This window comes from Desulfovibrio fairfieldensis (assembly GCF_001553605.1).
GTDB lineage: Bacteria > Desulfobacterota > Desulfovibrionia > Desulfovibrionales > Desulfovibrionaceae > Desulfovibrio > Desulfovibrio fairfieldensis.
Window position 1 is genome coordinate 3,459,319 of sequence record NZ_CP014229.1, and the last position, 25,897, is coordinate 3,485,215.

The 25,897-nt window shown below is 63.3% G+C and carries 21 protein-coding genes and 1 pseudogene; 8 read left to right on the forward strand and 14 right to left on the reverse strand.

Annotated features, from left to right (window positions below):
• The first annotated feature begins 441 nt into the window (after positions 1-441).
• Positions 442-2,082 (forward strand): L-lactate permease, encoded by a 1,641-nt coding sequence (locus AXF13_RS14595; RefSeq protein ID WP_062254338.1) that lies wholly within the window; start codon positions 442-444, stop codon positions 2,080-2,082.
• A 103-nt stretch (positions 2,083-2,185) separates the two neighbouring features.
• Here AXF13_RS14595 and AXF13_RS14600 read toward each other — a convergent pair whose 3' ends face one another.
• From AXF13_RS14600 to AXF13_RS14655, 12 genes are all read right to left on the reverse strand, one after another.
• A complete protein-coding gene (locus tag AXF13_RS14600; RefSeq protein WP_062254340.1) occupies positions 2,186-4,306 on the reverse strand; it encodes a methyl-accepting chemotaxis protein in 2,121 nt (706 codons plus the stop codon).
• Between the two features lie 639 nt (positions 4,307-4,945).
• On the reverse strand, positions 4,946-6,751 hold the full coding sequence (gene lepA, locus AXF13_RS14605) for a translation elongation factor 4 (RefSeq protein ID WP_062254342.1): 1,806 nt from the start codon (positions 6,749-6,751) through the stop codon (positions 4,946-4,948).
• Between the two features lie 226 nt (positions 6,752-6,977).
• Positions 6,978-7,379 (reverse strand): F0F1 ATP synthase subunit epsilon, encoded by a 402-nt coding sequence (locus tag AXF13_RS14610; RefSeq protein WP_009303148.1) that lies wholly within the window; start codon positions 7,377-7,379, stop codon positions 6,978-6,980.
• Between the two features lie 165 nt (positions 7,380-7,544).
• Entirely contained in the window at positions 7,545-8,966 is a 1,422-nt protein-coding gene (atpD, locus tag AXF13_RS14615; RefSeq protein WP_008682594.1) for a F0F1 ATP synthase subunit beta, read from the reverse strand.
• Between the two features lie 11 nt (positions 8,967-8,977).
• Positions 8,978-9,862, reverse strand: coding sequence for a F0F1 ATP synthase subunit gamma (locus tag AXF13_RS14620; RefSeq protein ID WP_062254343.1), 885 nt, complete (start codon positions 9,860-9,862; stop codon positions 8,978-8,980).
• Between the two features lie 23 nt (positions 9,863-9,885).
• Positions 9,886-11,394 carry a F0F1 ATP synthase subunit alpha gene (atpA, locus tag AXF13_RS14625; RefSeq protein ID WP_008682590.1) on the reverse strand — a complete coding sequence of 503 codons (1,509 nt, stop codon included), beginning with the start codon at positions 11,392-11,394 and terminating at the stop codon, positions 9,886-9,888.
• A 3-nt stretch (positions 11,395-11,397) separates the two neighbouring features.
• Positions 11,398-11,949, reverse strand: a complete 552-nt coding sequence (gene atpH, locus AXF13_RS14630; RefSeq protein ID WP_008682588.1) for an ATP synthase F1 subunit delta — start codon at positions 11,947-11,949, stop codon at positions 11,398-11,400.
• Positions 11,946-12,521, reverse strand: a complete 576-nt coding sequence (locus tag AXF13_RS14635; RefSeq protein WP_008682587.1) for an ATP synthase F0 subunit B — start codon at positions 12,519-12,521, stop codon at positions 11,946-11,948. The genes atpH and AXF13_RS14635 overlap by 4 nt, the downstream gene beginning before the upstream one ends.
• Before the next feature lie 112 nt (positions 12,522-12,633).
• The gene (locus AXF13_RS14640) at positions 12,634-13,053 is read right to left on the reverse strand and encodes an ATP synthase F0 subunit B (protein ID WP_008682586.1); all 420 of its coding nucleotides are present in this window, start codon (positions 13,051-13,053) and stop codon (positions 12,634-12,636) included.
• 210 nt (positions 13,054-13,263) lie between these two features.
• Positions 13,264-14,304, reverse strand: a complete 1,041-nt coding sequence (locus AXF13_RS14645; protein ID WP_062254345.1) for a glycosyltransferase family 2 protein — start codon at positions 14,302-14,304, stop codon at positions 13,264-13,266.
• Positions 14,305-14,318: 14 nt separating this feature from the next.
• A complete protein-coding gene (aroL, locus tag AXF13_RS14650; protein ID WP_062254347.1) occupies positions 14,319-14,843 on the reverse strand; it encodes a shikimate kinase AroL in 525 nt (174 codons plus the stop codon).
• 70 nt (positions 14,844-14,913) lie between these two features.
• Positions 14,914-15,987, reverse strand: coding sequence for an aminopeptidase P family protein (locus tag AXF13_RS14655; RefSeq protein ID WP_062254349.1), 1,074 nt, complete (start codon positions 15,985-15,987; stop codon positions 14,914-14,916).
• A 421-nt stretch (positions 15,988-16,408) separates the two neighbouring features.
• On the opposite strand from AXF13_RS14655, the gene AXF13_RS14660 reads away from it, so the two are divergent.
• The 7 genes from AXF13_RS14660 to AXF13_RS14690 all read left to right on the forward strand — a co-directional run bounded on the left by AXF13_RS14660 (position 16,409) and on the right by AXF13_RS14690 (position 24,130).
• Positions 16,409-17,218, forward strand: coding sequence for an iron-sulfur cluster-binding protein (locus tag AXF13_RS14660; protein ID WP_008682577.1), 810 nt, complete (start codon positions 16,409-16,411; stop codon positions 17,216-17,218).
• Positions 17,219-17,421: 203 nt separating this feature from the next.
• Entirely contained in the window at positions 17,422-18,348 is a 927-nt protein-coding gene (locus AXF13_RS14665; RefSeq protein ID WP_062254350.1) for a dihydroorotate dehydrogenase, read from the forward strand.
• Positions 18,349-18,352: 4 nt separating this feature from the next.
• Entirely contained in the window at positions 18,353-19,483 is a 1,131-nt protein-coding gene (locus AXF13_RS14670; protein ID WP_008682573.1) for a hypothetical protein, read from the forward strand.
• The gene (locus AXF13_RS14675; RefSeq protein WP_062254352.1) at positions 19,480-20,556 is read left to right on the forward strand and encodes an NAD-dependent epimerase/dehydratase family protein; all 1,077 of its coding nucleotides are present in this window, start codon (positions 19,480-19,482) and stop codon (positions 20,554-20,556) included. Before AXF13_RS14670 ends, AXF13_RS14675 begins: the two co-directional genes overlap by 4 nt.
• A complete protein-coding gene (locus tag AXF13_RS14680; protein ID WP_062254942.1) occupies positions 20,553-22,559 on the forward strand; it encodes an ABC-F family ATP-binding cassette domain-containing protein in 2,007 nt (668 codons plus the stop codon). Before AXF13_RS14675 ends, AXF13_RS14680 begins: the two co-directional genes overlap by 4 nt.
• Before the next feature lie 3 nt (positions 22,560-22,562).
• Positions 22,563-22,991: a (deoxy)nucleoside triphosphate pyrophosphohydrolase gene (locus tag AXF13_RS14685; protein WP_062254354.1), complete on the forward strand. Its 429-nt coding sequence runs from the start codon at positions 22,563-22,565 to the stop codon at positions 22,989-22,991.
• Between the two features lie 263 nt (positions 22,992-23,254).
• Positions 23,255-24,130, forward strand: a complete 876-nt coding sequence (locus tag AXF13_RS14690; protein ID WP_062254357.1) for a hypothetical protein — start codon at positions 23,255-23,257, stop codon at positions 24,128-24,130.
• A gap of 13 nt (positions 24,131-24,143) precedes the next feature.
• Here AXF13_RS14690 and thiF read toward each other — a convergent pair whose 3' ends face one another.
• Positions 24,144-24,752, reverse strand: a complete 609-nt coding sequence (thiF, locus tag AXF13_RS14695; protein ID WP_062254359.1) for a sulfur carrier protein ThiS adenylyltransferase ThiF — start codon at positions 24,750-24,752, stop codon at positions 24,144-24,146.
• A gap of 42 nt (positions 24,753-24,794) precedes the next feature.
• Positions 24,795-25,826 (reverse strand): annotated as a pseudogene (locus AXF13_RS14700) (type III PLP-dependent enzyme domain-containing protein).
• Positions 25,827-25,897: the final 71 nt, after the last annotated feature.

Here is a 25,897-nt window from a genome sequence, read left to right on the forward strand (position 1 = left end):
TCCCGCTTTCTCGCGCGGATCGATTTTCCCCGCACCAATGAACATATTCCCGGTTTTCGTGAAATCCGGGGCATGTTGCCCTTTTCCCTCGCCCCTCCCGCCAGTCTTTCCTGAACCAGCTTTTCCCACACGCCACGGAACAGTGTGAATTTCGCGTTGATCTGTTCCGGCGGCCACGCACGCAATTGCAGTCTTCAGCCGTGGTTGACGATGTCATCTTTGCCCGTATGCGCACACAAGTTCGCCTGCGGCTGAAGCTCCTGCGTCGCAACGGGTCAAGGCGGCTGACATTGAAATTGGACCCAATTTCAATGCAAAGCTGACCCGGTGGATATGTTGCGGAAGATGTTCCGGGCCCTTTGCGCAAGGGACCGGGCCGCCTTTCGCATGGGTTCTGTTCAAATAAGAGATGGGCAACATCTAACCGTTGAAGGAGCAAATATGGCCTGGACGCAAATTTACGACCCCGCCGGGGGCGCGCTTCTTTCCGCGCTGCTGGCCGGTATTCCTCTTTTTGCCCTCTTTTACATGCTGGCGGTGCGTCGCGCCAAAGGGCATTACGCCGCGGCCACGGCCGTGATCCTTTCTTTTTTGCTGGCGGTTCTGGTGTGGGGCATGCCTGTGGGCACGGCATTCAGTTCCCTGATCTACGGCGCGGCTTTCGGCCTCTTCCCCATCATCTGGATAGTGATCACCGCGGTCTGGGTCTACAACATGACCGTGGAATCGGGAGAATTCGAGCATATCAAGCAATCGCTGGCCCGTCTTACCGACGACCGGCGTTTGCAGGCCATTTTCATCGCTTTTGCCTTTGGTTCCTTCATTGAAGGCACGGCGGGCTTCGGCACGCCCGTGGCCATCACCGCCGCCATGCTGGTGGGCCTGGGCTTCCAGCCCCTGTACGCGGCGGGCATCTGCCTTATCGCCAATACCGCGCCTGTGGCCTTCGGCGCCATCGGCGTGCCCGTCATCGTGGCCGGGCAGGTTTCAGGCTTCTCGGATCTGACCATCAGCCAGATCGTCGGCAGGCAGCTGCCCTTCCTTTCCGTCATCGTGCCGCTCTGGCTCTGCGTGGTCATGTGCGGCTTCCGGCGCGCCATGGAAGTGCTGCCCGCCATTGCCGTGGCCGGGATCAGCTTCGCCGCCTCGCAGTTCCTCTTCTCCAACTTCCACGGCCCGACCTTGCCCGACATCATGTCGGCGCTCATCACCATCGTGGCCCTGGTCCTGCTGCTGCGGGTCTGGAAGCCCGCCCGGATCTGGCGTTTCGCGGGCGAATCAGCCTCCGTGCTGGAAGGGGCCCCGCCGTCGGCCGGTGTTGTGCTGCGGGCCTGGGGGCCGTACATCATTCTGGCCGTCATGGTCTTTCTGTGGGGCCTGCCGCAGTTCAAGAACCTGCTGAATGCCATCCCCGGCGCGGTGGTCACCTTCGCCTGGCCCGGCCTGGACGGCATGGTGCACAAGGCGGCGCCCATTCTGGCCGCGGGCAAGGACCCCAATTACCCGGCCATGTTCACTTTCAACTGGCTTTCGGCGGGCGGTACGGCCATTCTGCTGGCCGGTTTCTTCTCCGTGCCCTTCATGCCCGGCTATTCCTTCGGCAAGGCCGTGGCCTGCTTCGCGCGCACGGCCGTGCAGCTGCGCTTCCCCATTCTGACCATTGCCATGATTCTGGGCCTGGCCTATCTCATGAACTATTCGGGCATGAGCTCCACTCTGGGCATCGCCTTTACCCTGACCGGCTCGCTCTTCCCGCTCTTCTCGCCGCTTCTGGGCTGGCTGGGCGTGTTCCTGACCGGCTCGGACACCTCCTCCAACGCGCTCTTCTGCGGCATGCAGCGTTCCACGGCCGAAGTGGTGGGCATGGACCCGCATCTGGCCGTGGCGGCCAACTCCTCGGGCGGCGTTACGGGCAAGATGATTTCGCCCCAGTCCATCAGCGTGGCCACAGCGGCCACCAACCTGGTGGGACAGGAGGGCAACCTCTTCCGTTTCACTCTCGGCCACAGCGTCGCCATGACCCTGTTCATCTGCGTCCTGACGTACTTGCAGTCCGGGGTGCTGCACTGGATGCTGCCCTGACCTGCTGATACAACTGTAAAGGAAGAGCGCCGTTCCTGGGGAGCGGCGCTCTTCCTTTGCCATCCGGACGAAAACTTCCCGCTGCGCGGGAGGTCCCACCCGCTTAACTGTTTTTCAGTTCCTGGATCAGGCGGGTCAGACCCTGGGCCTGGCTTGCCAGCTCCTCAACGGCCGTGGCCGCTTCGGTCATGACAACGGCGGTTTCCCTGGCCCTGTCGTTGACCAGGATGATGGATTGGTTGATTTCCTGACTGGTCGCGGACTGTTCCTCGCTGGCCGCGGCAATGGCGTGGACCTGGTCGGCCGTGGACTCCACGGTGGCCACGATCTCCTGCAGGGCCCTGCCGGAATCATTGGCCAAGCCCGTGGCCTGCCCGATCTGGTTCACGGCGCCGTCCACGGCCTCCATGCTCTTGGCCGTGCTTTCCTGGATGGCCTTGATGGCGCTGCTCACGTCGTTGGTGGAAGCCATGGTTTTTTCGGCCAGCTTGCGCACTTCGTCGGCTACCACGGCGAAACCGCGCCCGGCCTCGCCCGCGCGGGCCGCTTCAATGGCCGCGTTCAGGGCCAGCAGGTTGGTCTGGTCCGCAATATCCGAGATGACGTTCATGATCTGAGTAATGGCTTGGGCGTGCTCACTGAGCTGGGCCATGTCGTCCTTGATCGTGATGGACATCCGGTGCACTTCTTCAATGCTCTGCACTGCCTTTTCCACAATGCCCGCGCCGGCTTCGGCCTTCTCTCTGGTTTCCCCCGAGGCGGATTCAGCCGCGCCGGCGTTGCGGGCCACATCCTGCACGGTGGCGTCCATTTCATTGATGGCCGCGGCCGCTTCGGAGAGGCGCTGGGCGGATTCCGCCGCGCCCTTGTCGGCCTGCTCGATCTGGGCCGAAAGCTGGGTGGATGCCGAGGAAAGCACATTGCCCATGGCTTCCAGTTTGTCGGCGGCCGCCAGCATGGCCTCGGTTTTGGCCTGGGCGCTTTTGCCGGCGGCCTCGGCCTGCCGCATGGCCGCCTGGGCATTGCGCGACTGTTCCTCGGCTTCATGCGATTGCCGCTCGGCTTCGCTGATTTTCTCGTTCAGCGCGTCCACCATGCTGTCCAGAGCCACGGAGAGCTGACCGATTTCATCCTTCCTGCGCAGACTCAAACGCTGGTCCAGCCGGCCACCGGCCACCGCGCGGGCGAAGCGCAGGGCCTGACCCACCGGGGTCGTGATGCCTCGGGTGAGCGCAAGGCCGATCAACAGGCCCGCGAGCAGGGCAGCGACGCTGACCGTGTAAATCAGGGTGATGGCGCTGTTGACCTCATCGTCCGTGGTGCCGATGGCCGTGGTCTGCAGTCGGTCGCCGGCTCCGGCGATGCCTCGGGCGGCGCTGATGCCCTCCTCACTGGCCTGGTTGCACTGCGCGTTGAGTGCGTCGATGCGTTCCCAGGTCTGCAGGGTTTTGGCCTGTGCATCACGGTATTCCTCAATATGAGCGCGCAGAGTCTTCAGGTGATCCTGCAGCTCGGCACTTCTGATCCGGGGCAAAAGTTCGTCCACCTGCGTGAGCAGCGCGGGGAAAAGCCGGGGCAGATTGTCTTTGGCGTAGTCCCGGCTGTTTTCGGCCATGCCGCGCAACATATTGATGCGCAGGCTGTTGATGGCGTTCATGATGCGCTGACCGGCCTGGACCAGGGGCAGGGCTCTGGTGGCTTCCGCGTTGTTCTGGTCCTCCATGAATCGGTTGAGCACGGTATTCATCTGCACCATATAGTCCTGTGTTTCACGCAGGAGCTTCGCGCCGGTCTTGTTCATGTCGTTGCGCAGGACCACCAGGCTCTCTTGGGCTGTATGCGTTTCGAGCAGGGATTTTTTCAGATTTTCAAAGGCCGCGCGACCTGCCGCTGTCTTGCCCGTGTCCGGGATGACGGGATTGGCCTTGAGGTGTGCCGCCAACTTGGTCAGGCTCTGGTCGGTCTGGTCAAGCAGGCGCCGCACGTTATCCCAGGCTTCGGCCTTGCCGTTCTGGTAGGCGAGCATCTGGCCGGGAATGGCGGTCACCTGCTGGTCCAGATTGTTGGCGAGTTGTTGCAGAGGCGCGAACGCCATTTTGATATTGGTGGTTTCTTCATCCACTGTTTCCATCACGTTCAGCGACACGGCGCTGATGACCACGGCCAGCAGCAGAATAAGGCCGATGCCCATGGCCATTTTTTGCCAGATTTTCAGATTTTCCATACGGTCCGCCCTTTGCCTTCTCCAGAGGCTCTCGCAAGTTTCACCACAGAAACGGTGTTGACCGTCGCGCCCCGGCTGTCGTTTTTCAGTGGCTTTGTCGTGGCGTAGCGGATGATGCCTTATGAAAGTGGAAGGTACTCTCATTTTCGGCTGAAGGGAGAAAAAAATTAGGGGAAAAGGCGGTTTTTTATCTTTGAATGGAGTTAAAAATATAGGTGAAGGTGTAATAATCTATATTATTAGATAATTATCATGATACTATTTATAATAATTTTATATTGCAAGAATTTTTTTACACACACATATATCCTCTCTCTCTGCTATTTATAAAAATGTGTTTTGCCGCTAGAGCGAAGTAATCTCTCAAAGTTACTTTGCTCTAGCGGCTGCGAAAGCGGGTGCCCGCGCCTGGCGCTAGCCACGGTGCCTTTAGCCGCTCGCGAGCAAAGCGAGCGTTACGGATAAAGAGAGCAATGATGGGCCACGTTCCAGCCGCTGGCTGAGGGTAGCGTCAACGCTGAGAATGTTACTTCTCAACGTTAATCCGCTCTAAAAGAAAGGGCAGCCTCCTTGGAGGCTGCCTCAGTATGGAAAATCCTGCGCCGGGTTTCTTTTCAGGTCCGTGGCGCAACGGATGAGCTACTCGTCGCCCACCTTGAGGGCCGCCAGAAAGGCTTCCTGCGGCAATTCCACATTGCCCATGCGCTTCATGCGCTTTTTGCCTTCCTTCTGTTTTTCCAGCAGCTTGCGTTTGCGGGTGATGTCGCCGCCGTAGCATTTGGCGGTCACGTCCTTGCGAAAGGCCGAGACCGTTTCGCGGGCGATGATCTTCTGGCCGATAGCCGCCTGAATAGCCACCTGGAAGAGCTGGCGCGGAATGGTGCGCTTGAGCTTGAGGGCCAGGGAACGGCCGTAGACATAGGCCTTGTCCCGGTGCACGATGACGGCCAGAGCGTCCACGGGTTCGCTGTTCAGCAGAATGTCCAGCCGCACCAGGTCGGACTCGCGGTAGTCGATGGGCTGATAGTCCATGGAGGCGTAGCCGCGCGTGGCGGACTTGAGACGGTCGAAAAAGTCGTAGACGATTTCGGCAAAGGGCATCTCATAGGTCACCACCACCCGGTTGGCGGCCAGATAGTGCAGGTTTTTCTGCGTGCCGCGCTTTTCCTCGCAGAGCTTCATGACGTTGCCCACGTATTCATTGGGCACATGGATGTCCATGCTCACATAGGGCTCGTACAGGGCGCGGGTCTTGGTCGGGTCCGGCAAATGGCTGGGGTTGTCGATTTCCAGGGTTTTGCCGTCCACGGTGTCCACTTTGTAGACCACCGAGGGCGCGGTGGCGATGAGGCCCACCTCGAATTCGCGTTCCAGGCGCTCCTGAATGATCTCCATGTGCAGCAGGCCCAGGAAGCCGCAGCGGAAGCCGAAGCCCAGAGCCTGGGAGGTTTCCGGCTCAAAGCTGAAGGCCGCGTCGTTGAGCTGGAGTTTTTCCAGTGCGGCCTTGAGGTTTTCATAGTCGTCGGATTCCGTGGGGTAGAGCCCGCAGAAGACCATGGGCTTCACTTCCTTGAAACCGGGCACGGGTACGGCGGCCGGATTGTCGGCCAGAGTGATGGTGTCGCCCACGCGGGCGTCGCCCAGTTCCTTGATGGAGCCGCACAAAAAGCCCACTTCACCGGCGGTCAGCTCGCGCACATCCGCGGCCTCGGGCGAGAAGACGCCCAGACGCAGCACCTCGTATTCCTTGCCGGTGCTCATGAGGCGGATGGTGTCGCCCAGGCGCACCGCGCCGTCCACCACCCGGAAGAGCGTCACCACGCCCTGGTAGCTGTCGTACCAGGAGTCGAAAATCAGGGCCTTGAGCGGCGCGTCCGGGTTGCCCCTGGGAGCGGGCAGGCGCTTCACAATGGCTTCCAGCACCGCGTCCACGCCCATGCCTGTCTTGGCCGACACGGGCAGGGCCTCGGAGCAGTCCAGGCCGATGCTTTCTTCGATTTCAGCCTTGACCCGCTCCACTTCGGCGCTGGGCAGGTCGATCTTGTTCAGCACCGGGATGATTTCGTGGTCGTGGTCCAGGGCCAGGTAGACGTTGGCCAGGGTCTGGGCCTCCACGCCCTGGGTGGCGTCCACCACCAGCAGCGCACCCTCGCAGGCGGCCAGGGAGCGCGAAACCTCATAGTTGAAGTCCACGTGGCCGGGCGTGTCGATGAGATTGAGCTCATACTCCTTGCCGTCGGCCGCCACATAGGGAATACGCACGGTCTGGGCTTTGATGGTGATGCCGCGTTCCCGCTCCAGATCCATTCTGTCCAGATACTGCTGCCGGGCCTCACGCGCGCTGACCACCCGCGTGAGTTCCAGAATGCGGTCGGCCAGGGTGGATTTGCCGTGGTCAATATGGGCGATGATGCAAAAATTGCGGATGCGATCCTGTGTGGGCATAGTTTATCCTGCAAGGGCTGGGAGTATGAAAACAGAATATTTTAGGCGAAAAGTTGCGCGAAGTCCATGACCGGAGCGGCACCTGGTGGAGCGGCATTTTTCGGGTTCATACTGTTGCCGGTCTGTGATGTGGCGGGTAGGCGATGCACGTTCAAGCGCAAAATTTTGTAAAAAGAAGAGCCGGAGGCAATGCCTCCGGCTCTTTATGCATCTAAGGCAATGTACGTCAGCGCAGTTGCGCCACTTGCAGGCGCGTGACCGCGCGTTGCAGGGCGGCCTCGGCCCGCGTCTCGTCCAGGCTGTCGTCGTGCGCGGACAGGCGTTTTTCGGCCCGTTCCTTGGCGGCTTGAGCTCTGGCGGTGTCAATGTCCGTGGCCAGTTCCGCGGATTCGGCAAGCACGCTCAGCACGTTATTGTTCACGTCGGCAAAGCCGCCGGAAATGAAGACGTTCTCATCCTTGCCGTTGACCCGATAGCGCAGATCGCCGATTTTCAGGGCCGAGAGCATGGAGACGTGCTGCGGCAGCACCCCGAATTCGCCTTCCACCCCGGGGCAGACAGCCATTTCCACCTCGGCGCTGACCACGGTTTTGTCCGGCGTCACCACTTCCAGTTGCAGCGTGCCCATAGTCACTCCTTACGCTCCTGATGTCCCGATACCCGGACATGCAAACCATTTTACACCGGCACGTCCTGAAAATTTCCAGGTGCGCTCACAAAATACATTTTGTTCCCTGGGCCGCGCCCGACCGGACGCGGCCCAAGGGGCAAAAGGCGCGTTTTGCGGCGCCCCTTAGTTTTCCTCTTGCAGCTTGCGCTGCTCATACTTGGCCACGGCCTGCTCAATACCGCCGAGCATGTAGAAGTCGCCTTCGGCCAGGTGGTCATACTCGCCGTCCAGGATGCCCTTGAAGCCCTTGATGGTGTCTTCCAGCTTCACATACTGGCCGGGGGTACCCGTGAAGGTTTCGGCCACGTGGAAGGGCTGGGAGAGGAAGCGCTGGATGCGCCGGGCGCGGGCCACGGTGAGCTTGTCCTCGTCCGAGAGTTCGTCCATGCCCAGGATGGCGATGATGTCCTGCAGTTCCTTGTACTTCTGCAGCACCATCTGCACCCGCCGGGCCACGCTGTAATGCTCTTCGCCCACCACATTGGGGTCAAGGATGCGCGAGGTGGAGTCCAGCGGGTCCACGGCCGGGTAGATGCCCAGTTCCGCGATCTGGCGGGAAAGCACCAGGGTGCCGTCCAGATGCGAGAAGGTCGTGGCCGGGGCCGGGTCGGTCAAGTCGTCGGCGGGCACGTACACGGCCTGCACCGAGGTGATCGAACCCGAGTTGGTGGAGGTGATGCGTTCCTGCAGAGCGCCCAGGTCCGTGCCGAGGGTGGGCTGATAGCCCACGGCCGACGGCATGCGGCCCAGCAGGGCGGACACTTCCGAACCCGCCTGGGTGAAACGGAAGATATTGTCGATGAACAGCAGCACGTCCTGGTGCTCTTCGTCACGGAAGTATTCGGCGCAGGCCAGAGCCGTGAGGGCCACGCGCGCGCGGGCTCCCGGAGGCTCGTTCATCTGGCCGTAGACAAGCGTGGCGCGTTCCAGAACGCCTGCTTCCTTGAGCTCGTTGTACAGGTCGTTGCCCTCACGGGTGCGCTCGCCCACACCGGCGAACACCGAGGAGCCGCCGTGCTGTTTGGCGATGTTGTTGATCATCTCCATGAGGATAACAGTCTTGCCCACGCCAGCGCCGCCGAAGAGGCCCATCTTGCCGCCCTTGGGGAAGGGAACGAGCAGGTCCACGACCTTGATGCCGGTTTCCAGCAGTTCCACCTTGGTGTTCTGGTCCGTGAACCCGGGAGCGGGACGGTGGATGGGGTAGTACTTTTCGGCATTGACCGGGCCCAGTTCGTCCACCGGACGGCCGATGACGTTGAGGATGCGGCCCACTGCGGCTTTGCCCACGGGCACCATAATGGGCTGGCCCGTGTCCACCACGTCCATGCCGCGCACCAGACCTTCGGTGGCGTCCATGGCGATGGTGCGCACGACGTTGTCGCCCAAGTGCTGCGCCACTTCACAGATCAGATCCGGAGCGTCGCTGTTGTTCGGGTTTTTTATCTCCAGGGCGGTGAAGATATCCGGCAGGTTGCCGTCGCTGAACTCAACGTCCACCACGGCGCCGATAACCTGAACGACTTTACCGATGTTTTTGCTCATGTTTGGGCTCCTTAACCGTTCAGCGCTTCCGCGCCGCCGACGATGTCGATGAGTTCGCTGGTAATGGAAGCCTGCCGCGTCTTGTTGTAGAGCAGGGTCAGCATGTTGATCATCTCGTTGCAGTTGCGCGTGGCGTTGTCCATGGCGGCCATGCGGGCGGCGTGCTCGCTGGCCGAGGTGTCCAGAAGGCCACGGTAGACCTGCACTTTGACGTAGCGCGGCAGAAGTTCCGCCAGCAGCTTTTCCTCATGCGGCTCGTACACATACTCGCAACGGGCTTCACCGGCCTCCTCAGCGATTTCTTCGGCCTCCGGCGTCTTCAACGGCAGCAGGCAGAGCGTGCGCGGCGGCTGGTGTCCCATGGACTCGAATTCGCCGTACACCAGCCAGACTTCGTCAAAGGCCAGGGTTTCATAGCCGTGAATGACCTCCTGGGCCACGGAGCTGGCCAGGGCGAAGTCAATGCTGCCCATGCGGTCGCCATAGGAGGAGAGCATGGCGTAATCGCTTTTGCGTACCGTGTCGCGGCCCTTGCGGCCCACGCAGGCGAAACTGACCTGCATGCCGGCCGCTGTTTTCTCCTTGGCGAGCTTCAGAGCGGCACTGATGATGTTGCCGTTGAAGCTGCCGCACAGGCCGCGGTCCGAGGTGACCATGACGATGGCGCAGTTTTTCTTTTCCTCATGCTCGGCCAGCAGGGGGTGGGCGTTGCCCTCCACCTTGCGCGACAGTTCGCCGAGCACCTGGCGGTATTTGGCCGCGTAGGGTCTGAAGCGCTCGATACGGGCCTGGGCGCCGCGCAGCTTGGCCGAGGCCACCATATTCATGGCCTTGGTGATCTGCTTGGTTTTGCCGACCCCTACGATCTTCATTTTTACGTCTTTGAGTGAAGGCATGCTAGGTCTCCCGTTTGGCGGCCTTAGGCCTGCCAGCCCTGCTTGAAGGCGGCAACGGCTTCGGTGAGCGCGCTTTCCACAGCCTCGTCAATGACTTTTTTGTCTTTAATGGCGTCCAGCACGTCCTTCCTGGTGTCGCGCAGGAAGGTCAGCATCTCGGTTTCAAAGCGGCGGACCTGATCCACCGGCACGTCGTCCATGTGGCCGCGTGTGGCGGCCCAGATGGAAGCCACCTGTTCCTGGGCGGGCATGGGCTGGTACTGGGGCTGCTTGAGCAGCTCCACCAGGCGCGCGCCGCGGTCCAGCTTGGCCTTGGTGCCCTTGTCCAGATCCGAGCCGAACTGGGCGAAAGCCGCCAGCTCGCGGTACTGGGCGAGGTCCAGGCGCATGGTGCCCGCCACCTGTTTCATGGCCTTGATCTGGGCCGCGCCGCCCACGCGGGACACGGAAAGGCCCACGTTGATGGCCGGACGCACACCGGCGTTGAACAGATTCGGCTCCAGGTAAACCTGACCGTCGGTGATGGAGATCACGTTGGTCGGAATGTAGGCGGAGACGTCGCCGGCCTGGGTTTCAATGATCGGCAGAGCCGTCAGGGAACCGGCACCCAGGCTGTCGTTGACCTTGGCCGCGCGTTCCAGCAGGCGCGAGTGCAGGTAGAAGACGTCGCCGGGGAAAGCTTCACGTCCGGGCGGACGACGGAGCAGCAGGGACATCTGGCGGTAAGCCACGGCCTGCTTGGAAAGGTCGTCGTAAATGATCAGGGCGTGCTTGCCGCCGTCACGGTAGTACTCGGCCATGGTGCAGCCGGTGTAGGCCGCGATGTACTGCAGCGGGGCCGGGTCGGAGGCCGTGGCCGAAATGATGGTGGTGTACTCCAGCGCGCCGTACTTGCGAAGCGTGTCGGCCACCAGCGCCACCGAAGCCTTCTTCTGGCCGATAGCCACGTAGAAACAGTGGATGTCGGTCTCTTTCTGGGCCAGGATGGCGTCGAGACACACGGCGGTTTTACCGGTCTGGCGGTCGCCGATGATCAGCTCGCGCTGGCCGCGCCCGATGGGCGTCATGGCGTCGATGGCTTTCAGGCCCGTGGGCATGGGCTCATGCACGCTTTTGCGGGCGATGATGCCGGGGGCCTTGATTTCCACAGGACGCACTTCCGTGGCTTCGATGGGTCCGAGACCGTCGATGGGCTCACCCAGGGGGTTGAGCACGCGGCCCATGACCTTGTCGCCCACGGGCACGGAGAAGATCTTGCCGGTACGCTTGACCGGGTCGCCTTCCTTGATGCCCACGTCCGAACCGAGCAGGGCGACGCCCACGTTGTCCTCTTCGAGGTTGAGCACCATACCCATGACGCCGCCGGGGAATTCCAGCAGTTCCATGGACATGGCGTTCTGCACTCCGTGGACGCGGGCGATGCCGTCACCGACGTAGAGGACGGTGCCGGTTTCGCTCATTTCCACGCGCTGCTCGTAGTTTTGGATTTGATCCTCAATGATCTTGCTTATCTCTTCCGCTTTGATCTGCATGTGCTATTCACCCCTCTTGAAAGTCTCCCGCAGGATCCCCAATTGTGCGCGCAGACTTGCGTCCAGCACCCGATCTCCCATGTTGAGCACCATACCCCCAAGGATGTCTTTGTCCACGGCGAAGGTCAGCTCAATGTCGGCGCCGCTTTTTTCCTGCAGCGCGGCCTTGAGCTCAGCCTGTTTGGCGGCGGAAAGTTTCACGGCGGTGGTCAGCCGTCCGCGGATCACGCCTTTGGCCTCATCCAGCAGTTTGCCGTACCAGTTGGCGATCTCGCGCAGGAAGGCCAGGCGTTCCTTGTCGGCCAACAGGAAACAGAAGTTGCGCATGATCTGGTCGGCTTTGAGCTTGTCCAGCAGTTTGCCCATGACCGCCTTTTTCTCTTCCACGCTGATGACCGGACTTTTCAGGGTCATGTCCAGTCCCGGCGCGGCGGCGATCATCCCACCCAGGGTCGCGAGGCAATCCCCGTGCCGGGTGAGGGCGTCGTCCCCTTCCTTACGGCTCAACGCAAAGATGGCGTTGGCGTATCTGCGTGCAACCACGGTGTCAGTCAATGGAGCACCACCTTGTTAAGGGAGTTGGCGATAAGTTTGTCGTGTTCGCCGTCGCCCAGCTTGTCGCGCAGGGCTTTTTCGGCCGCGCCCACGATTTCGTCGGCAAGGGCGGCGCGCACTTCAGCCAGCACGGAGCGCCCTTCGTTCTCGGCGGTAAGGCGGGCCTGTTCCACGATCTGCTCGGCCTGGCGGCGCGCCTCTTCCATGATGCCCTGTTTAAGGTTTTCGGCCTGAACCCGGCTTTCTTCCAGGATGGCCTTGCGTTCCTCATCCAGGCGGGCAATGCGCGCTTCCACGGCGGCCAGATGCTCTCTGGCCTTGGCGCGGCGCTCTTCCAGGTCGTCCAGGGTGTCCCGGATCAACTGGCGGCGGCCCTTGAAGAACTTCTTGGCCAGCCCGCCCACGAAATACCAGAGGATGCCCGCGAAGATCACGAAGTTGAGCACGCGCCAGCCGAAATCGCCCCAGCGCGGCGCTGCGTGCCCGGCTTCAGCGGCGACTGCTTGCGTGGCGGCCACGGCAAAGACCAGCGCCAGCGGCAGGACAAGCCCGAAGTGTTTCCATTTGCTCAAAACACACCCCCTAAACGGTCTGAGAAATGATCCAAAGCGTGCCCGTGCGCCGGGCGCGACAGCCGGGCAACCCCGCAAAAGGGCGCCGGCGGGCCGCAGTGAAAAACCGGGATCAGCCCTTGATCAGGCGGTCGGCCAGGCGGGCGGAAAAATCACTCACCTGATTGCGCAGCTCGCTCAGCGTGGCCTCGGCCTGACCCCGCAGACTGCGGCGGGTGTCGGCCAGGATGTCGCGGGCGCTCTTCTGGGCCGTGCCCACGATGCCCTGCTGTTCCGTCAGGCCCGCGTTGCGGCCTTCCTCACGGGTAAGACCGGCGTCCTGACGGGCACGGGCCAGTTCGGCTTCGTAGTTGGCGAGGCGTTCGGCGGCCTGGGACTCAAAGCTGTCGGCTTCGCCGGCCAGGTTGTCCATGACGCCGTTGCGCTTTTTGATTATTTCGCGGATGGGTCGGATCAGGAGGATGTTGAGTACAAAGATGGCGATAAAGAAGTTCACCAACTGAAAGACCAGGGTGATATTGAGATCCAGCATGCCGCATCCTCCCTAAAAATGGCGGTGTGAAGGATTTGATACATAAAGCCCTTGCACCATAGCGCCACAGCCCTGTTATGTCAAAGGGTATTGGTGACAAATTTCGCAAAGTTCACAAAAAAGTTTGTCCGAAAAAGTGGAAAAAAGTCTGAAAAGGCGCGCGCAACAAGGCATTGCGGGCTGTGTGCCGAAAGGGGGCGAGCGGGCCTTTCAGGAGATCCACCAGTCCTCGGGGCCGTACCCGGCCTCCGACAGCCAGCGGGCCGCCTCTTCGGCCGCGCCGTGGGCCGTGAGCGCGTTGAGGATGCGGCAGCGTCCCGGCCCTGGCAGGGCCGCGCGGGGCAAAACGGCTATGCTGCCCGGACGGTTGCCTATTTTGCGGGGATCAATGTCGATATAGGCCGCGGGCCGCACGCCGAGTCGCCGGAGCGGGGCCAGCCGCCGCCGGGCCACGCGCCCGGCGCCCAGCACCCAGACCTCGGGGTGGAAAGGATTGCTGCGAGCCAGTTCGCGGGCCAGCCAGAGGGCGCGCAGCTCATTGCAGGCCGCTTCGCGGTAGCGGGCGTCGGCGCGGGTGGCCCGTCCGGGCGGGTCGTTCCAGGTCAGGAGGCGCAGCGGCAATTTTTCCAGGCGCGCGCCCGCATCCAGCCAGCGCAGCCAGAGTTCCCAGTCCTCGGCAAAATCGCCGTCCGCGTAGCCTCCCCAGCGTTCCACGGCCGCGCGCCGGAACATGACCGAGGGATGGCAGACCGGCGTATCCCGGAAGCGGTTGCGGGCGATATCCTCTGATGAGCGCAGGCTGTTCTGCCAGTCCACGAAATGGGCGAAGCCCCCGGCCCGGACCGCGTCGCCGCCGAAATCCACCATACCGGCTGAAAGGTGCAGGCCGGGATCGGCGTCCAGATGTGCAACCTGCCGGGCCAAACGCTCCGGGTGGGCAATGTCGTCGGCGTCCATGCGGGCCAGATAACGGCCCCGCGCCGCCGCCAGTCCGGCATTGAGCGTTGCGGCGATGCCCTGGTGGGGACGGCGGAGCACGCGCAGCCGGGGTTCGCGCCGGGCCGCGGCTTCCAGCAGGGCGGGGCTGTGGTCCGTGGATCCGTCGTCCACGGCCAGCACTTCAAAGGGCGGCAGGGGCGCGCCCGGCGCGGGACGCTGGGCCCAAAGGCTGCTCAAGGCCGCCCCCAGGCCGGAAGCGGCGTTGTACACAGGCAGGATGACGGAGACAAGCGGCGCAGCGGCGCTGGACATGCGGCGGGTCGCCTTCAGTTCCGGCCCAGGAGACGTAACGCCTCGACGCAGACGATGGCCGGTTCCGCCGTGGCGTCCAGGATATGGTGGGCGGCGTCTTCATAGAGTGGGCGGCGCTCGTCCAGAACCAGCTGCATTTCTTCGGCAATGCCCAGTCCGGTCAGGGAGGGGCGCTGTTCGGCCAGGGGATCGCGGGCCAGGCGCCGGGCCAGGGCTTCCGCCGGGGCGGCCAGATAGAAAACCGTACCCTGGGCGCGCATGAAACGACGGTTTTCCGGATCCAGAACCATGCCGCCGCCTGTGGCGATGACCGCGCCGCCCTGGGCGTGCAGGGCGGCCACTTCGCGCAGGACCGCGCTTTCACGGGCCCGGAAGCCCGGCCAGCCTTCGGCGGACACCACCTCGGCCACGGAGCGGCCCAGTCGCTCGCGCAAATGCCGGTCCGTGTCCACAAAAGCACAATCAAGCAAGCGGGCCAGTTCCAGGCCTACCGTTGTTTTGCCCGCCGCGCGGGCTCCCACCAGAAAAATCGCCGCCATGCAGGCTCCTTTGCACCGAAATTTTCAGGGGCGCTCCCCCGAGCGTCTCGTCATGACGTGACGACACGCGTCACAAAATCCGCACGCCGCCTTCCTCCACCAGAACGGTGTATTCCCAGCGCACGCCGCCCCAGGCGGAGTAATACAGGCCCGGTTCCACCGTGACCACCATGCCCGGCTCCAGCACCCCTTCGGCGCGCGGGGACAGGCTGGGGGCCTCGTGGGTTTCCAGGCCCACGCCGTGGCCCAGGCCGTGGGTGAAAGCCTCCGCGACCCCGGCCTTTTCAAAGACCGCGCGGGCCAGGGCATAGACTTCGCGCAGGGACAGGCCGGGCCGCATTTTTTTCAGGGCCGCTTCCTGGGCCTCGCGCACCAGGGCCAGGGTGCGCCTGAACTCCGGCGCGGGCGCGTCGCCCGCCCAGAACGTGCGGGTCTGGTCCGAACAATACGCGTCCACCCGGCACCCCACGTCGATGAGCACCGGGCAGTTCTCCGTGACCGCGTCCTCGCCGGGGATGGCGTGGGGCAGGGCCGCGTTGCGGCCCACGGCCACGATATTGGCAAAGGCCAGTTCCCCGGCCCCGTTCTCGCGGAAAAAGCGCTCAATGGCCCAGCTCAGTTCTTTTTCAGTCCTGCCCGGTTCCAGTTGACCCTCCACCCATTGCAAGAGCTTGTGATTGAGGGCGAAAGAACGTTCCAGCGCCGCGATTTCGCAGGGCTCCTTGATCCGGCGCAAGTGCTCCACCAAGCCGTCGGCGGCTTCAAACCGAGGGCCGGCCCCGGCCTGGTCCAGTGCCCGGGCAAAGGCAAGGCTGACGCCCCGCGCCTCCAGGCCCACGCGCCCGCCGCAGCGCCGCAGCAGGCTGTGCAGGTCTTTGGCGGCGTCGCCGCCGTAGATAAAGATGCGTTCCTGATCCCAGAGCCGGGCCGCCGCATCCAGATAGCGGGCGTCGGTAGCCAGCCAGTCCCGGCCGTCGGCCGTGACGATCAGTCGGCCCGCGCTTTCATTGCACTGCGGATCGTGCAGTTCAAAACCTGAAAGATAAAAACGGTTGGCCGCCTGGCTGACCAGCAGGGCGTCCAGGCCTCTGGCGCGCATGGCCCGGCGCAGACGTTCGCGGCGGGCGGCGTATATGGCTTGCATGGCGTATCTCCTGTTCCTGGTGGGGAACGGGGCTTATGCTACAGCGTCGGGCCGCGCATGAAAAGCCCCGCGCCGGGATCGGGCCGGGGCAATCGCATGAACGGGATGAGCATTGTTGTCCCGGAGCGAAAGAGAAGAGTATGCCTGCGTCAGCCTTCCTGTCACTTTACGGTTATTTTACAAAATCCGTCTTTCCCGCGCGGGCGCCGCTGCCTTGCCGCACGAAAAAACCGCCGATTTTGCAAAATTCCCGCAAAATCAGCCCCCGCCCTCTTGCCGATTGTGCCGTCTGAGTTCGCGGAAACAAGCAAGGAAGACCCGCTTTACGAATATCCGACGGCTGAAACAGCCATTCGATTGTCTTGGGAGGCCGCGCGGGCCTCGGTTGACCGTCCCGGCAAGTGGGTTTATAGAACAGAGCATGTCCCAGCCGCGTTCTTCATTGCTCACGGTGCTGGATCTGGTGCCCTTCGGCCAGACCGGCCAGGAAAGCCGCTTCTTCGCCCTGCGCCTGACCCATCCCGAATGGGAGCAGTGGCGTCCCGGCCAGTTCGTCATGGTCCGGCCCACCTCGTTCGGCCTGGAAATTCCCTGGGCTCGTCCCTTGGGCATCTGCCACATGACCGCCCGTCACATGATCTGTTTTTTCCAGGTTCAGGGGCGCGGCACCCGGCGCATGGCCGAGCTCAAGGCCGGCGATACGGTGCGGGTCTGGGGGCCCTTGGGCAACAGCTTTGCCGTGGAGCCGGACACGCCCACCCTGCTGCTGGCCGGGGGCATGGGCATCGTCCCCTTTGTGGGTTACGTCAATGAGCATCCCAAACCCTGGAATGTGACCATGCTCTTCGGCCACCGCGAGCCCATCAGCTGCTATCCGGTGGACAGCATCAACGAGCATGTGCCTCTGGACAGCCTGCGCGAGCATACGTCCGGCGATCTGGACAATTTCATTTTTTCCCTGCAGGAGCGCATGCGCGAATACGCCGAACAAAACGGCTTGGTGCTGGCCTGCGGGCCCCTGCCGTTTTTGCGCACTGTGCGGAAATTCGCCGGGGAACTGGGCGTGCGCACCCAGCTTTCGCTGGAAAACCGCATGGGCTGCGGCGTGGGTGCCTGTCTCGGCTGCGTGGTCCGCACCACGGATGCCTGGCCGGTGCCCGCCAAGCGCGGCGGCCTGATTCAGGTGTGCAATCAGGGGCCGGTGTTCTGGTCCCACCACATCGAATTGTAGGCGCAACTGCCTTTTGCCCGCTGGCTTTGTCAAACTTCGCTTTTTATTTCGGTCGAGTACCATAAGAGTACACTCTCTCCGTAAAAAGCCGTTTTCCTTGCCAGCGAACAAAAACAGCCGCGCCGATCATGCCGACGCGGTTTGTTGCGTATGCCAGAATGGAACAAAACTGAAGCTCAAGCGTTTTACAACCGGGAAACAGCATGGATCTTTCCGTCACCCTCAAGGGGCAAACCCACGATCTCAAATTGAAAAATCCGGTGCTCACGGCATCGGGCACCTTCGGCTACGGCGTGGAGTTCGCGCCTTACGGCGATCTGGCGGCCCTGGGCGGCATAGTGGTCAAGGGCCTGTCCCTCAAGCCGCGCGAGGGCAATCCCTGCCCGCGCATTGTGGAAACCACGGCGGGCATGCTCAATGCCGTGGGCCTGCAGAACGACGGGGTGGAGGTCTTCTGCCGGGACAAGCTGCCCCATCTGCCTTGGCGGGAAACGCCGATCATCGCCAATATGTACGCCACCTCCCCGGCGGAATTCGGGGAACTGGCCGCGCGTCTGGACGGCGAGGAAGGCGTGGCCGCGCTGGAAGTCAATGTTTCCTGCCCCAACGTCAAGGAGGGCGGCGTGCTCTTCGGCCAGGATCCCAAGCTGGCCGCCGCCGTCACCGCCGCCGTGCGCAAGGGCGCGCCGCGCAAGCATGTGATGGTCAAGCTCTCGCCCAATGTCACGGACATCGCGCTCATGGCGCGCAGCGTGGAAGACGCGGGCGCGGACAGCGTTTCCTGCATCAACACCCTGTTGGGCATGGCCGTGGACCTGCGTACCCGGCGTCCGTCTCTGGCCAATGTGGTGGGCGGCCTGTCCGGCCCGGCCATCAAGCCCGTGGCCCTGCGTTGCGTCTGGCAGGCGGCACAGGCCGTGAAGATTCCGGTGGTGGGCATGGGCGGCATCGTCAGCGCCGAGGACGCGCTGGAATTCATCCTGGTGGGCGCGGCCGCCGTGCAGGTGGGCACGGCCAACTTCATGCGCCCGGACAGCGCTTTTGCCCTGGCGGCGGAGCTGCCCGCGGCCTGCGAACGCCTGGGAGCGCGCTCGCCCGCCGAACTGCGCGGCGCGTTGCGCATGGACTAGGCCCATGGCCGTCAGTATCATTCCGGTTCGCTCCGAACAGGAGCTGACCACATTTGTGGACCTGCCCTGGACCGTCTACGCGGATCAGCCTCTCTGGGTGCCCCCTATCAAAAGCCAGGACCGCGAGCTGCTCACGCCCGGCGCGCACCCTTTCTGGGAGTCGGCCCGGCGCGAGTTGTTTCTGGCTTTGCGCGACGGGCTGCCCGTGGGGCGCATCGCGGCCATTGTGGACGAGAAGTACAATGCCTATGCCGGAGAGGCCTGCGGGGCCTTCGGCTTTTTCGAATGCCTGGACGATCCGGAGGCCGCCCACGCCCTGCTGGGCGAAGCCCGGAGCTGGCTGGCCGCCCAGGGCATGAGCTTCATGCGCGGGCCGCTGAACCCCTCCGCCAATTACACCTGCGGCCTGCTGGTGGACGGCTTCGACCTGCCCCCGGTGATCATGATGCCCTGGAATCCTCCCTATTATGCGGAACTGCTGGAAGGCTGGCATCTGCGCAAGGAACAGGATCTTTTCGCCTACCTCATTGAGCGCGATCGCCTGTCGCCGCCGGACTGGCTGCGGGAGGAAGTGGGCCGCCTCAAGGCCGAGGCCCGTTTTACCTGCCGCACGTCCAGCAAGGCCACACTGGCCGCCGACATCCGGACCATGCTGGATATCTACCGCGAATCCTGGGCCAAAAACTGGGGCTTTTCGCCGCTTTCCGACGGCGAGGCCGAGCACCATGTCAAAGAGCTCAAAGGCATCCTGGATCCGGAATTTTTCGTGCTCTTCTTCCACAACGACGAACCCGCCGCGGGCATGGTGGCCCTGCCGGACATGAACCCCCTGCTCAAGCGCCTCAACGGCAAACTGGGGCTGTCCGCGCTCTGGCACTGGTGGCAGGCGCGGGAGGAAATCCGGGGCGGCTACCGCATCATGCTGTTCGGCATCAAGGAGGAGTTCCGCCTGCTGGGCCTGCCCCTGCTGCTGCTGGACTATATGCTGGAAAAAGCCCGCAACAAGCCGGATTTCCAGTGGGTGGAAGGCTCCTGGGTGCTGGAGGACAATGTGGCCGTGGACGACCTTATTGAGGATTTTTCGGGCCGGATCACCAAGCGCTACCGCATATACCGCCGGGAGATCAGTGTATGACCGGGCCCTCGGACGAACGCTTTTCCCATCTGAGCGGCAAAAAGGTGCTGGTCACCGGCGGCACGGGCTTTGTGGGCCGTCATCTGCTGCCGCGCCTGCTGGCAGCGGGCGCGCACGTCACCTGCCTGACCCGCGCGGCCTCGCGCACCGGGCATCTGCCTGCGGATGTGGCCGTGGCGCGGGCTGATCTGCGCACGGGGGAGGGGCTGGCCGAAGCCCTGGCCGGGCAGGATGTGGTCATCCACATGGCGGCCCTGCTGTTCGGCCTGGGCTGGCAGGACTATCTGCGGGCCAACGCGCTGGCCGCGCGCGCTCTGGCCGTGGCGCTGGCCGACGTGGAGGCCGCGGCTCAAGGCTCCGGCAAGGGCTTGCCCGCGCGTTTCGTGCTGGTTTCCAGTCTGGCGGCCACCGGCCCTTCCGACTGCCCGCCCGGCGTGGCGGACAATGCCGTGCCCGCGCCGGTTTCCGCCTACGGCTGGTCCAAGCTGCTGGTGGAGCAGATTCTGGGCCGGGCCCTGGGGGACAGACTGGTGACCCTGCGTCCGCCCATTATTTACGGCTCCGGCGACAAGGGCCTGCTGCCCGTGTTCAAGGGCGCGGCCAGGGGCTTTGCCGTGAGCCCCGGAGCGTTCCGCGATTTTCCCGTGTCCGCCGTGCACGCGCGGGACATGGCCCAGGCCGTGCTGCTCTGCTGCAAGGATACGGCGCGGGGCGTATACCATATCAACGACGGCGGCCTGTACAGCATGGCCCATTTCTGCCGCGTCATGGGCGCGGCCCTGGGCCGTCCCCGGCTGCGCGTGATTCACCTGCCTCTGCCCCTGATGGCCGTGACGGCGGGACTGGCCTCCAGCGGGGGACTATTGTGGGCGCGGCTGTCGTGCTGCCTGCCGAGCCGGGCCCCGCAACGCGCGCCCAACTGGAACCTGGACAAATACCGCGAGGCCCGGCAGGCGGGCTGGCTCTGCGACGCCGCCCGCATCCGGCGGGAGCTGGGCTACGAGCCCCGGGTCAGTCTGGCCGAGGGCATGGCCGAGGCCGTGGAAGGCTACCGGCGCGAGGGGTGGCTGTGAAGATAACCATTCAGGAACTTTCCAAATCATTCGGCGGACGGGACATCTTCAGCAATTTTTCGCTGGAGGTGGATTCCGGCGTGCGGCTCTGCGTCTGCGGCCCCAACGGCACGGGCAAATCCACCCTGCTGCGCCTGCTGGCCGGGGTGGAGTCCGCCGACGGGGGCCGGGTGCTTTTGCCCAAAGGCTGCCGTCTGGGTTTTGTGGAGCAGGAGTTGTCCGGGGAAGCCCTGGACACGCCCCTGCTGACCTACGTGCTGGACGTGCTCCACGACTGGAACGACTTCTGGGCCGAGTGGGAGCAGGCGGCCGAATCCGGCGACGAAAGCCGCCTGACCGCGCTCATGCACCGCCAGAGCGAACTGGAAGCCACGTACGGCTATAATCCCGAGCACCGGGCCAAGGCCGTGCTGTCCGGGCTGGGCTTTTCCGAGGCCAAGTGGGGGCGCACTCTGCGGGAGCTGTCCGGCGGCTGGCGCGAACGGGCCAAGCTGGCCCGCGTGCTCACGGCCGGGGCCGACGTGCTGCTGCTGGACGAGCCCACCAACCACCTGGACATGGAAGCCGTGGAGTGGCTCGAGTCTTTTCTGCTGGACTTTAAGGGCGCGCTGGTCTTTGTGGCCCACGACCGCATGTTCATGGACAATGTGGGCACCCATGTGCTCTATCTGGGCTTGTCCCGTCCGGTATTCCGCAAGGCCACCTACACCCAGTTTCTGGCGTTGCAGGAGGAATACAACGCCCAGCGCGAGCGCGAGGCCCGCGCCCTCCAGGACGAGATTAACCGTAAAATGGCTTTTGTGGAACGCTTCCGGGCCAAGGCCACCAAGGCCCGCCAGGCCGGTTCGCGCCAGAAGATGGCCAAGAAGCTGGAAAAGGAGCTGGAGGATTACCGGCCCGAGCCGAAGCGCAAGGAGCTCAATTTCAGCTGGCCCGAGGCCCCGCACTCGGAAAAGATCGTGCTGGCCGCCGCTGATCTGGCCTTTCATTTTCCGGACGGCAAGAGCATGTGGCCGCCCCTGACCTTCACGCTGTACCGGGGCGGGCGCATCGCCCTGGTGGGGCATAACGGCTGCGGCAAATCCACGCTGCTCCGGATTCTGGCCGGGCAGCTGGAACGCTGCGGCGGCAATCTGGTCACGGCCTCCCAGATGCGCCTGGGCTACTATACCCAGCACCAGATGGACACCCTGCGCCCGGACACCACGGTGCTGGGCGAAATCCGCCGCCTTTCGGACCCGCACACCACGGAAGAGGAACTCATGAGCGTGCTGGGCCTCTTTCTGCTGGGTCAGGAATATTTCGACCGCCAGGTCAGCGCCCTGTCCGGCGGCGAGAAAAGCCGCCTGGTCCTGGCCAGCCTGTTTCTGAAACGCTGCAATTTTCTGTTGCTGGACGAGCCCACCAACCATCTGGATCTGGAAAGCCGCGAGGCCCTGGTCCTGGCTTTGCAAAAATTCACCGGCACCCTGCTGATGGTGGCCCATGACCGCTGGCTTTTGTCGCAGGTAGGGGCCGAAGCCTGGGAACTGAATGAAAACGGCATTACGGTCCATGCCGGATTCGCGGCCTATGACGCCGACCGCCGGGCGCGTCTGGCCGGGGCCGGAACGGACAGCCGGGGCGGCGCGGCCCTGAGCGCGGCGGGCCTGCCGAAAATGAGCTCCGAAGCGGCGCGGGAGGTCGCGCCCGGTTTCTCACGCGAGGAGCAGAAGCGCCTCAAGCGCGAGCAGGCCGAGAAACGCAACGCCCTGCACAAGGAACTCAAACCTCTGCAAAGCAAGTATACGGCTCTGGAAGAGGAACTGGCCCGCGTGCTGGACGAACAGAGCGCGGTGGAAGGCCGGTTGGCTGATCCCGAGGTCTATGCGGACCACAGCCGCTCCGGCGAACTGCTCAAGCGCTTTGAGGATTGCAAGCGGCGCGGCGAGGACCTGCTGGAAGAAATGGCGGGGCTGGAAGAAAAAATAACGGCTATCAAGAAACAGGCCGAAAGCGAGTGATTCATGCCTGAGAGCGGCGACGGCCTGCGGCCCATTGAAGTGGCTGCGGGCATCATCTGGCGCGGCGGGCGCTTTCTGGCCGCGCAGCGGCCCACGGACAAGCCTTTGGAAGGCTATTGGGAATTTCCCGGCGGCAAGCTGGAGGCAGGGGAGAGCCCGGCCGAGGCCCTTGCCCGCGAACTGGCCGAGGAGCTGGGCATCGGCGTGCGCGAGTGCCGCTTCTGGCAGAGCCTGGAACACAGTTACGCGGAGCGCGGTTTTCGTGTGCGTCTGCACTTTTTCCACGTCACGGCCTTCAGCGGCGAGCCCTGCCCGGCGGAAGGCCAGAATCTGCGCTGGGTGACTCCGGATGAGGCCCCGGAGCTGGGCTTTCTGCCCGCTGATGCGGGCGTGCTGGAACAGTTGCGGGCAGAGGGGCCGCCAATGGCCTGAATGCGTGCGTGCTGAATTTTTTGCAAACGGTTCAACGCCAGAGCAGATTCGCTTTGAAATTGTGCCAATTCCAAAGCTGACGCGGCCCACAGCCTGTCGTTGCTGTCGTCATCCATAAGCCGCCCAGCGGCAACGGCTGACGCGCGGCGGGAACGTGGTCCCGCCTTGGCTTCAGGCGCGGGCGTCCGCTCTCGCGGCCGCCAAGGCATTTCACTATTTTCAAAGTTGAAATGCCCTAATCCGTCCTCCGAAGGGGAACCCGCATGGGGCGTCTGCGTTTTGCCCATATCCGGCGTTTGCGCGGCCTTGTTCCGGCCCTGCTGGTTCCGCTGATGCTGGCGGCCCTGCTCGCACCGGCTGTGCTGCCGCTCTGCGCGGCCAATGCGGCCTTCAAGCCGCCGCAGTGCCGGGGGGCGGGCATGCCCGCCGACGCCCCTCTCTTTTATTTGGAGCTGATGTCCCATGACGACGCCCAAAAAGCGCGGGAGCTGGAGAGCCTGAAGTACGACGAGGAGCGAAAAGAGCGGGAGTCCGGCCGTAAGGCAAAGAAGGACGCATCCGGGCAGTCCGCTGAAGCGGCCCGGCTTGCGGCGAGCATCCGGCGGGTGGGAACGCCCGAGGCCCGCATCGGGGTGGAAGAAGCCAAGGAACACTGGAGAGAACTGGAAATCATGACCGTTCTGCCTCTTGACCCGAAGCGGCTCACGGCGGCGTATGAAAAAAGGGAAGACTGGCCACGGCAGCAGCAGTTGGAATCCGCGTATCATGGCGAAACCCGCAATATCGTCCCCACGGATCTCAACCATGACGGCATCATGGATTTCATGCTCAACGAAGACCCGCTCTTGAATCTATGGGCCAGTCAGCTTTTTCTGGGTTGCGGGGATAATTTCTACACCCCGCTCGGTTTTTTCAGCGCGGGCTACAGCCCTGCTTCAGGCCCGGCGGTGACGGTCAAACAACGCAGTATCGACGGTCGCTCCTGGGACGCTTTCCACGTCGTCGCCCCGGATTTGCCCATAGGCTTGGAAGGCTCCTGCGAGTCTGACGAGCCGTTGCGCCATTGGGCGGAACGCGTCATTGCCTTTGACCCGGCCAGGGGCGTCTACCGCGAAATTTCCGTCAAGCCTTTGCCCTGACCGCGGCACACCTCTATCCTTCCTCCCCCAAAATAAATTCCAGCACGGCGTCGGCCAGCAGGGCCGCGGCTTGGGTGACACGCGGGGCCAGGGGCGGGGCCGCGAGCACGTCGGTGGTAAAGTCCCCGACCAGGGTCAGGCGGCCCAGGCGGCGTTTCTGCATGGGGGGGCCGCCGTAGCCGCCCATGCCCGAGGCGCTGGCCACCATGCGCCCGTCCAGCAGGGCACGCTCCACCAGCATGGTTTTGGCTTCCGGATCGTCCAGGGCTTCCACCCAGATCGGGCAGGAGGGCAGGATTTCCGGCAGATCGGCGGGGCCCAGGCGCAGCCGCCGCGTCTCCACCCGGATGTCCGGATTGAGCTCGCGCAGTAACTCAGCCAGGGCTTCCACCTTGGGGCTTCCCAGATGGCGCGGCCAGAACTGCTGGCGGTTGAGATTGGACGGCTCCACCACGTCGTCATCAACCAGCAGCAGATCCTCCACCCCGCAACGTGCCAGCATGAGCGCCGCATTGGAGCCCAGGCCGCCGGCCCCGGCCAGGCCCACGCGCGCGGCGCGCAGCCTGGCCAGTTGTTCCGGAGTGAAATAGCGGGCCAGACCCCGGCGCAGGCTGTTGATCATGGGTGTTTCCTTATTGCGTTGTGCGGGGAGGCTTCGTGAGGTTCAGCCACACAGGAATTCCCCGGCTTCCGGATGGTTGGAAAAACCGTGCGGACTCAGCGCGGCGGCATACGCGCCCGCGTTTTCAAAAATCAGCATATTGCCTACAACGGCGTTTTCCAGAACGACGTCTCTGGCCACAGTATCCATGCCGGTGCACAGATTGCCGTAGATGGTCACTATTTCAGCGGGCGCGGGCAGGCCGAGGGCTTTGGGAACATATGTACCGCGTCCGCTTCACAAGGGTTCGCAAGGTCCGGCGTATGCCGGTTCAAGCGGCAGGGCCTCAAACAGGCCCGCAATGGCCGGACGCAGAAAATGATTGAGCAGGCCCGCCGCGATGACGAAAGTTTTGCCTCGCGAGCGCTTGATGTCAACAATACGGGTGACGAAGACGCCCGCATCGCCCACCAGAAAACGTCCGCTTTCCACATAGCGGCGCGCCGGAACCGGACCGTCTTGCGGAATAAGCCGCAGCAGGCCCGCCAGATGTCCGCGAAGCCGTTCCATGTTCAGGGATCGCATTTCCCCGGCGTAGGGAATGCCGAGGCCGCCGCCGAAGTCGATAAACTCAAGGGGCAGGCCGGGCCGCATGGCCGGGCAGGGGCCCGGCCCATAGGAAAAATCCGGATTGACGCGCAGGCCCACCGCGCACGTCATGTTCCGGCTTGCGCAGATGGCGTCGATCCTTTGCAGCTCGGTATAGGAATCAGCGATAATCAGGCATTTATCCAACGTTTCCCGCAGATCGTCATCGCTTTTACCGGGGGCTGAAAACAGGATTTTTTCCCTGGGAACGCCCAGAGCATGCGCCGTGAGCACCTCATTTTTCGAGGCCGCGTCAATGCCCGCACCGCAATCCGCCATATGCCGGCAGATTTCGCGGTTGCTGTTGCACTTCATGGAATACAGGATGTCGAAGCCGCTGAAGATGTCCCGCAGCCGGGCGATCCGCCCGGATATCGCTTTTCTGTCATAGACATACAGCGGGAAGCCATGCCGCTTCAGAAGAATTTCCAGATCCGGCGTCCGCATGGGTGCAATCCTGGTCTAGAGCGGACTCCCTTTGAAACGCTTTGCGTTTCAAAGGGGGCATTCCGGAAAAA

Coding starts and splice junctions, on each gene's coding strand:
- AXF13_RS14595 (WP_062254338.1), top strand. CDS start 442: ATGGCCTGGACGCAAATTTACGACCCCGCCGGGGGCGCGCTTCTTTCC.
- AXF13_RS14600 (WP_062254340.1), bottom strand. CDS start 4,306: ATGGAAAATCTGAAAATCTGGCAAAAAATGGCCATGGGCATCGGCCTT.
- lepA (WP_062254342.1), bottom strand. CDS start 6,751: ATGCCCACACAGGATCGCATCCGCAATTTTTGCATCATCGCCCATATT.
- AXF13_RS14610 (WP_009303148.1), bottom strand. CDS start 7,379: ATGGGCACGCTGCAACTGGAAGTGGTGACGCCGGACAAAACCGTGGTC.
- atpD (WP_008682594.1), bottom strand. CDS start 8,966: ATGAGCAAAAACATCGGTAAAGTCGTTCAGGTTATCGGCGCCGTGGTG.
- AXF13_RS14620 (WP_062254343.1), bottom strand. CDS start 9,862: ATGCCTTCACTCAAAGACGTAAAAATGAAGATCGTAGGGGTCGGCAAA.
- atpA (WP_008682590.1), bottom strand. CDS start 11,394: ATGCAGATCAAAGCGGAAGAGATAAGCAAGATCATTGAGGATCAAATC.
- AXF13_RS14640 (WP_008682586.1), bottom strand. CDS start 13,053: ATGCTGGATCTCAATATCACCCTGGTCTTTCAGTTGGTGAACTTCTTT.
- AXF13_RS14645 (WP_062254345.1), bottom strand. CDS start 14,304: ATGTCCAGCGCCGCTGCGCCGCTTGTCTCCGTCATCCTGCCTGTGTAC.
- aroL (WP_062254347.1), bottom strand. CDS start 14,843: ATGGCGGCGATTTTTCTGGTGGGAGCCCGCGCGGCGGGCAAAACAACG.
- AXF13_RS14655 (WP_062254349.1), bottom strand. CDS start 15,987: ATGCAAGCCATATACGCCGCCCGCCGCGAACGTCTGCGCCGGGCCATG.
- AXF13_RS14660 (WP_008682577.1), top strand. CDS start 16,409: ATGTCCCAGCCGCGTTCTTCATTGCTCACGGTGCTGGATCTGGTGCCC.
- AXF13_RS14665 (WP_062254350.1), top strand. CDS start 17,422: ATGGATCTTTCCGTCACCCTCAAGGGGCAAACCCACGATCTCAAATTG.
- AXF13_RS14670 (WP_008682573.1), top strand. CDS start 18,353: ATGGCCGTCAGTATCATTCCGGTTCGCTCCGAACAGGAGCTGACCACA.
- AXF13_RS14675 (WP_062254352.1), top strand. CDS start 19,480: ATGACCGGGCCCTCGGACGAACGCTTTTCCCATCTGAGCGGCAAAAAG.
- AXF13_RS14685 (WP_062254354.1), top strand. CDS start 22,563: ATGCCTGAGAGCGGCGACGGCCTGCGGCCCATTGAAGTGGCTGCGGGC.
- AXF13_RS14690 (WP_062254357.1), top strand. CDS start 23,255: ATGGGGCGTCTGCGTTTTGCCCATATCCGGCGTTTGCGCGGCCTTGTT.
- thiF (WP_062254359.1), bottom strand. CDS start 24,752: ATGATCAACAGCCTGCGCCGGGGTCTGGCCCGCTATTTCACTCCGGAA.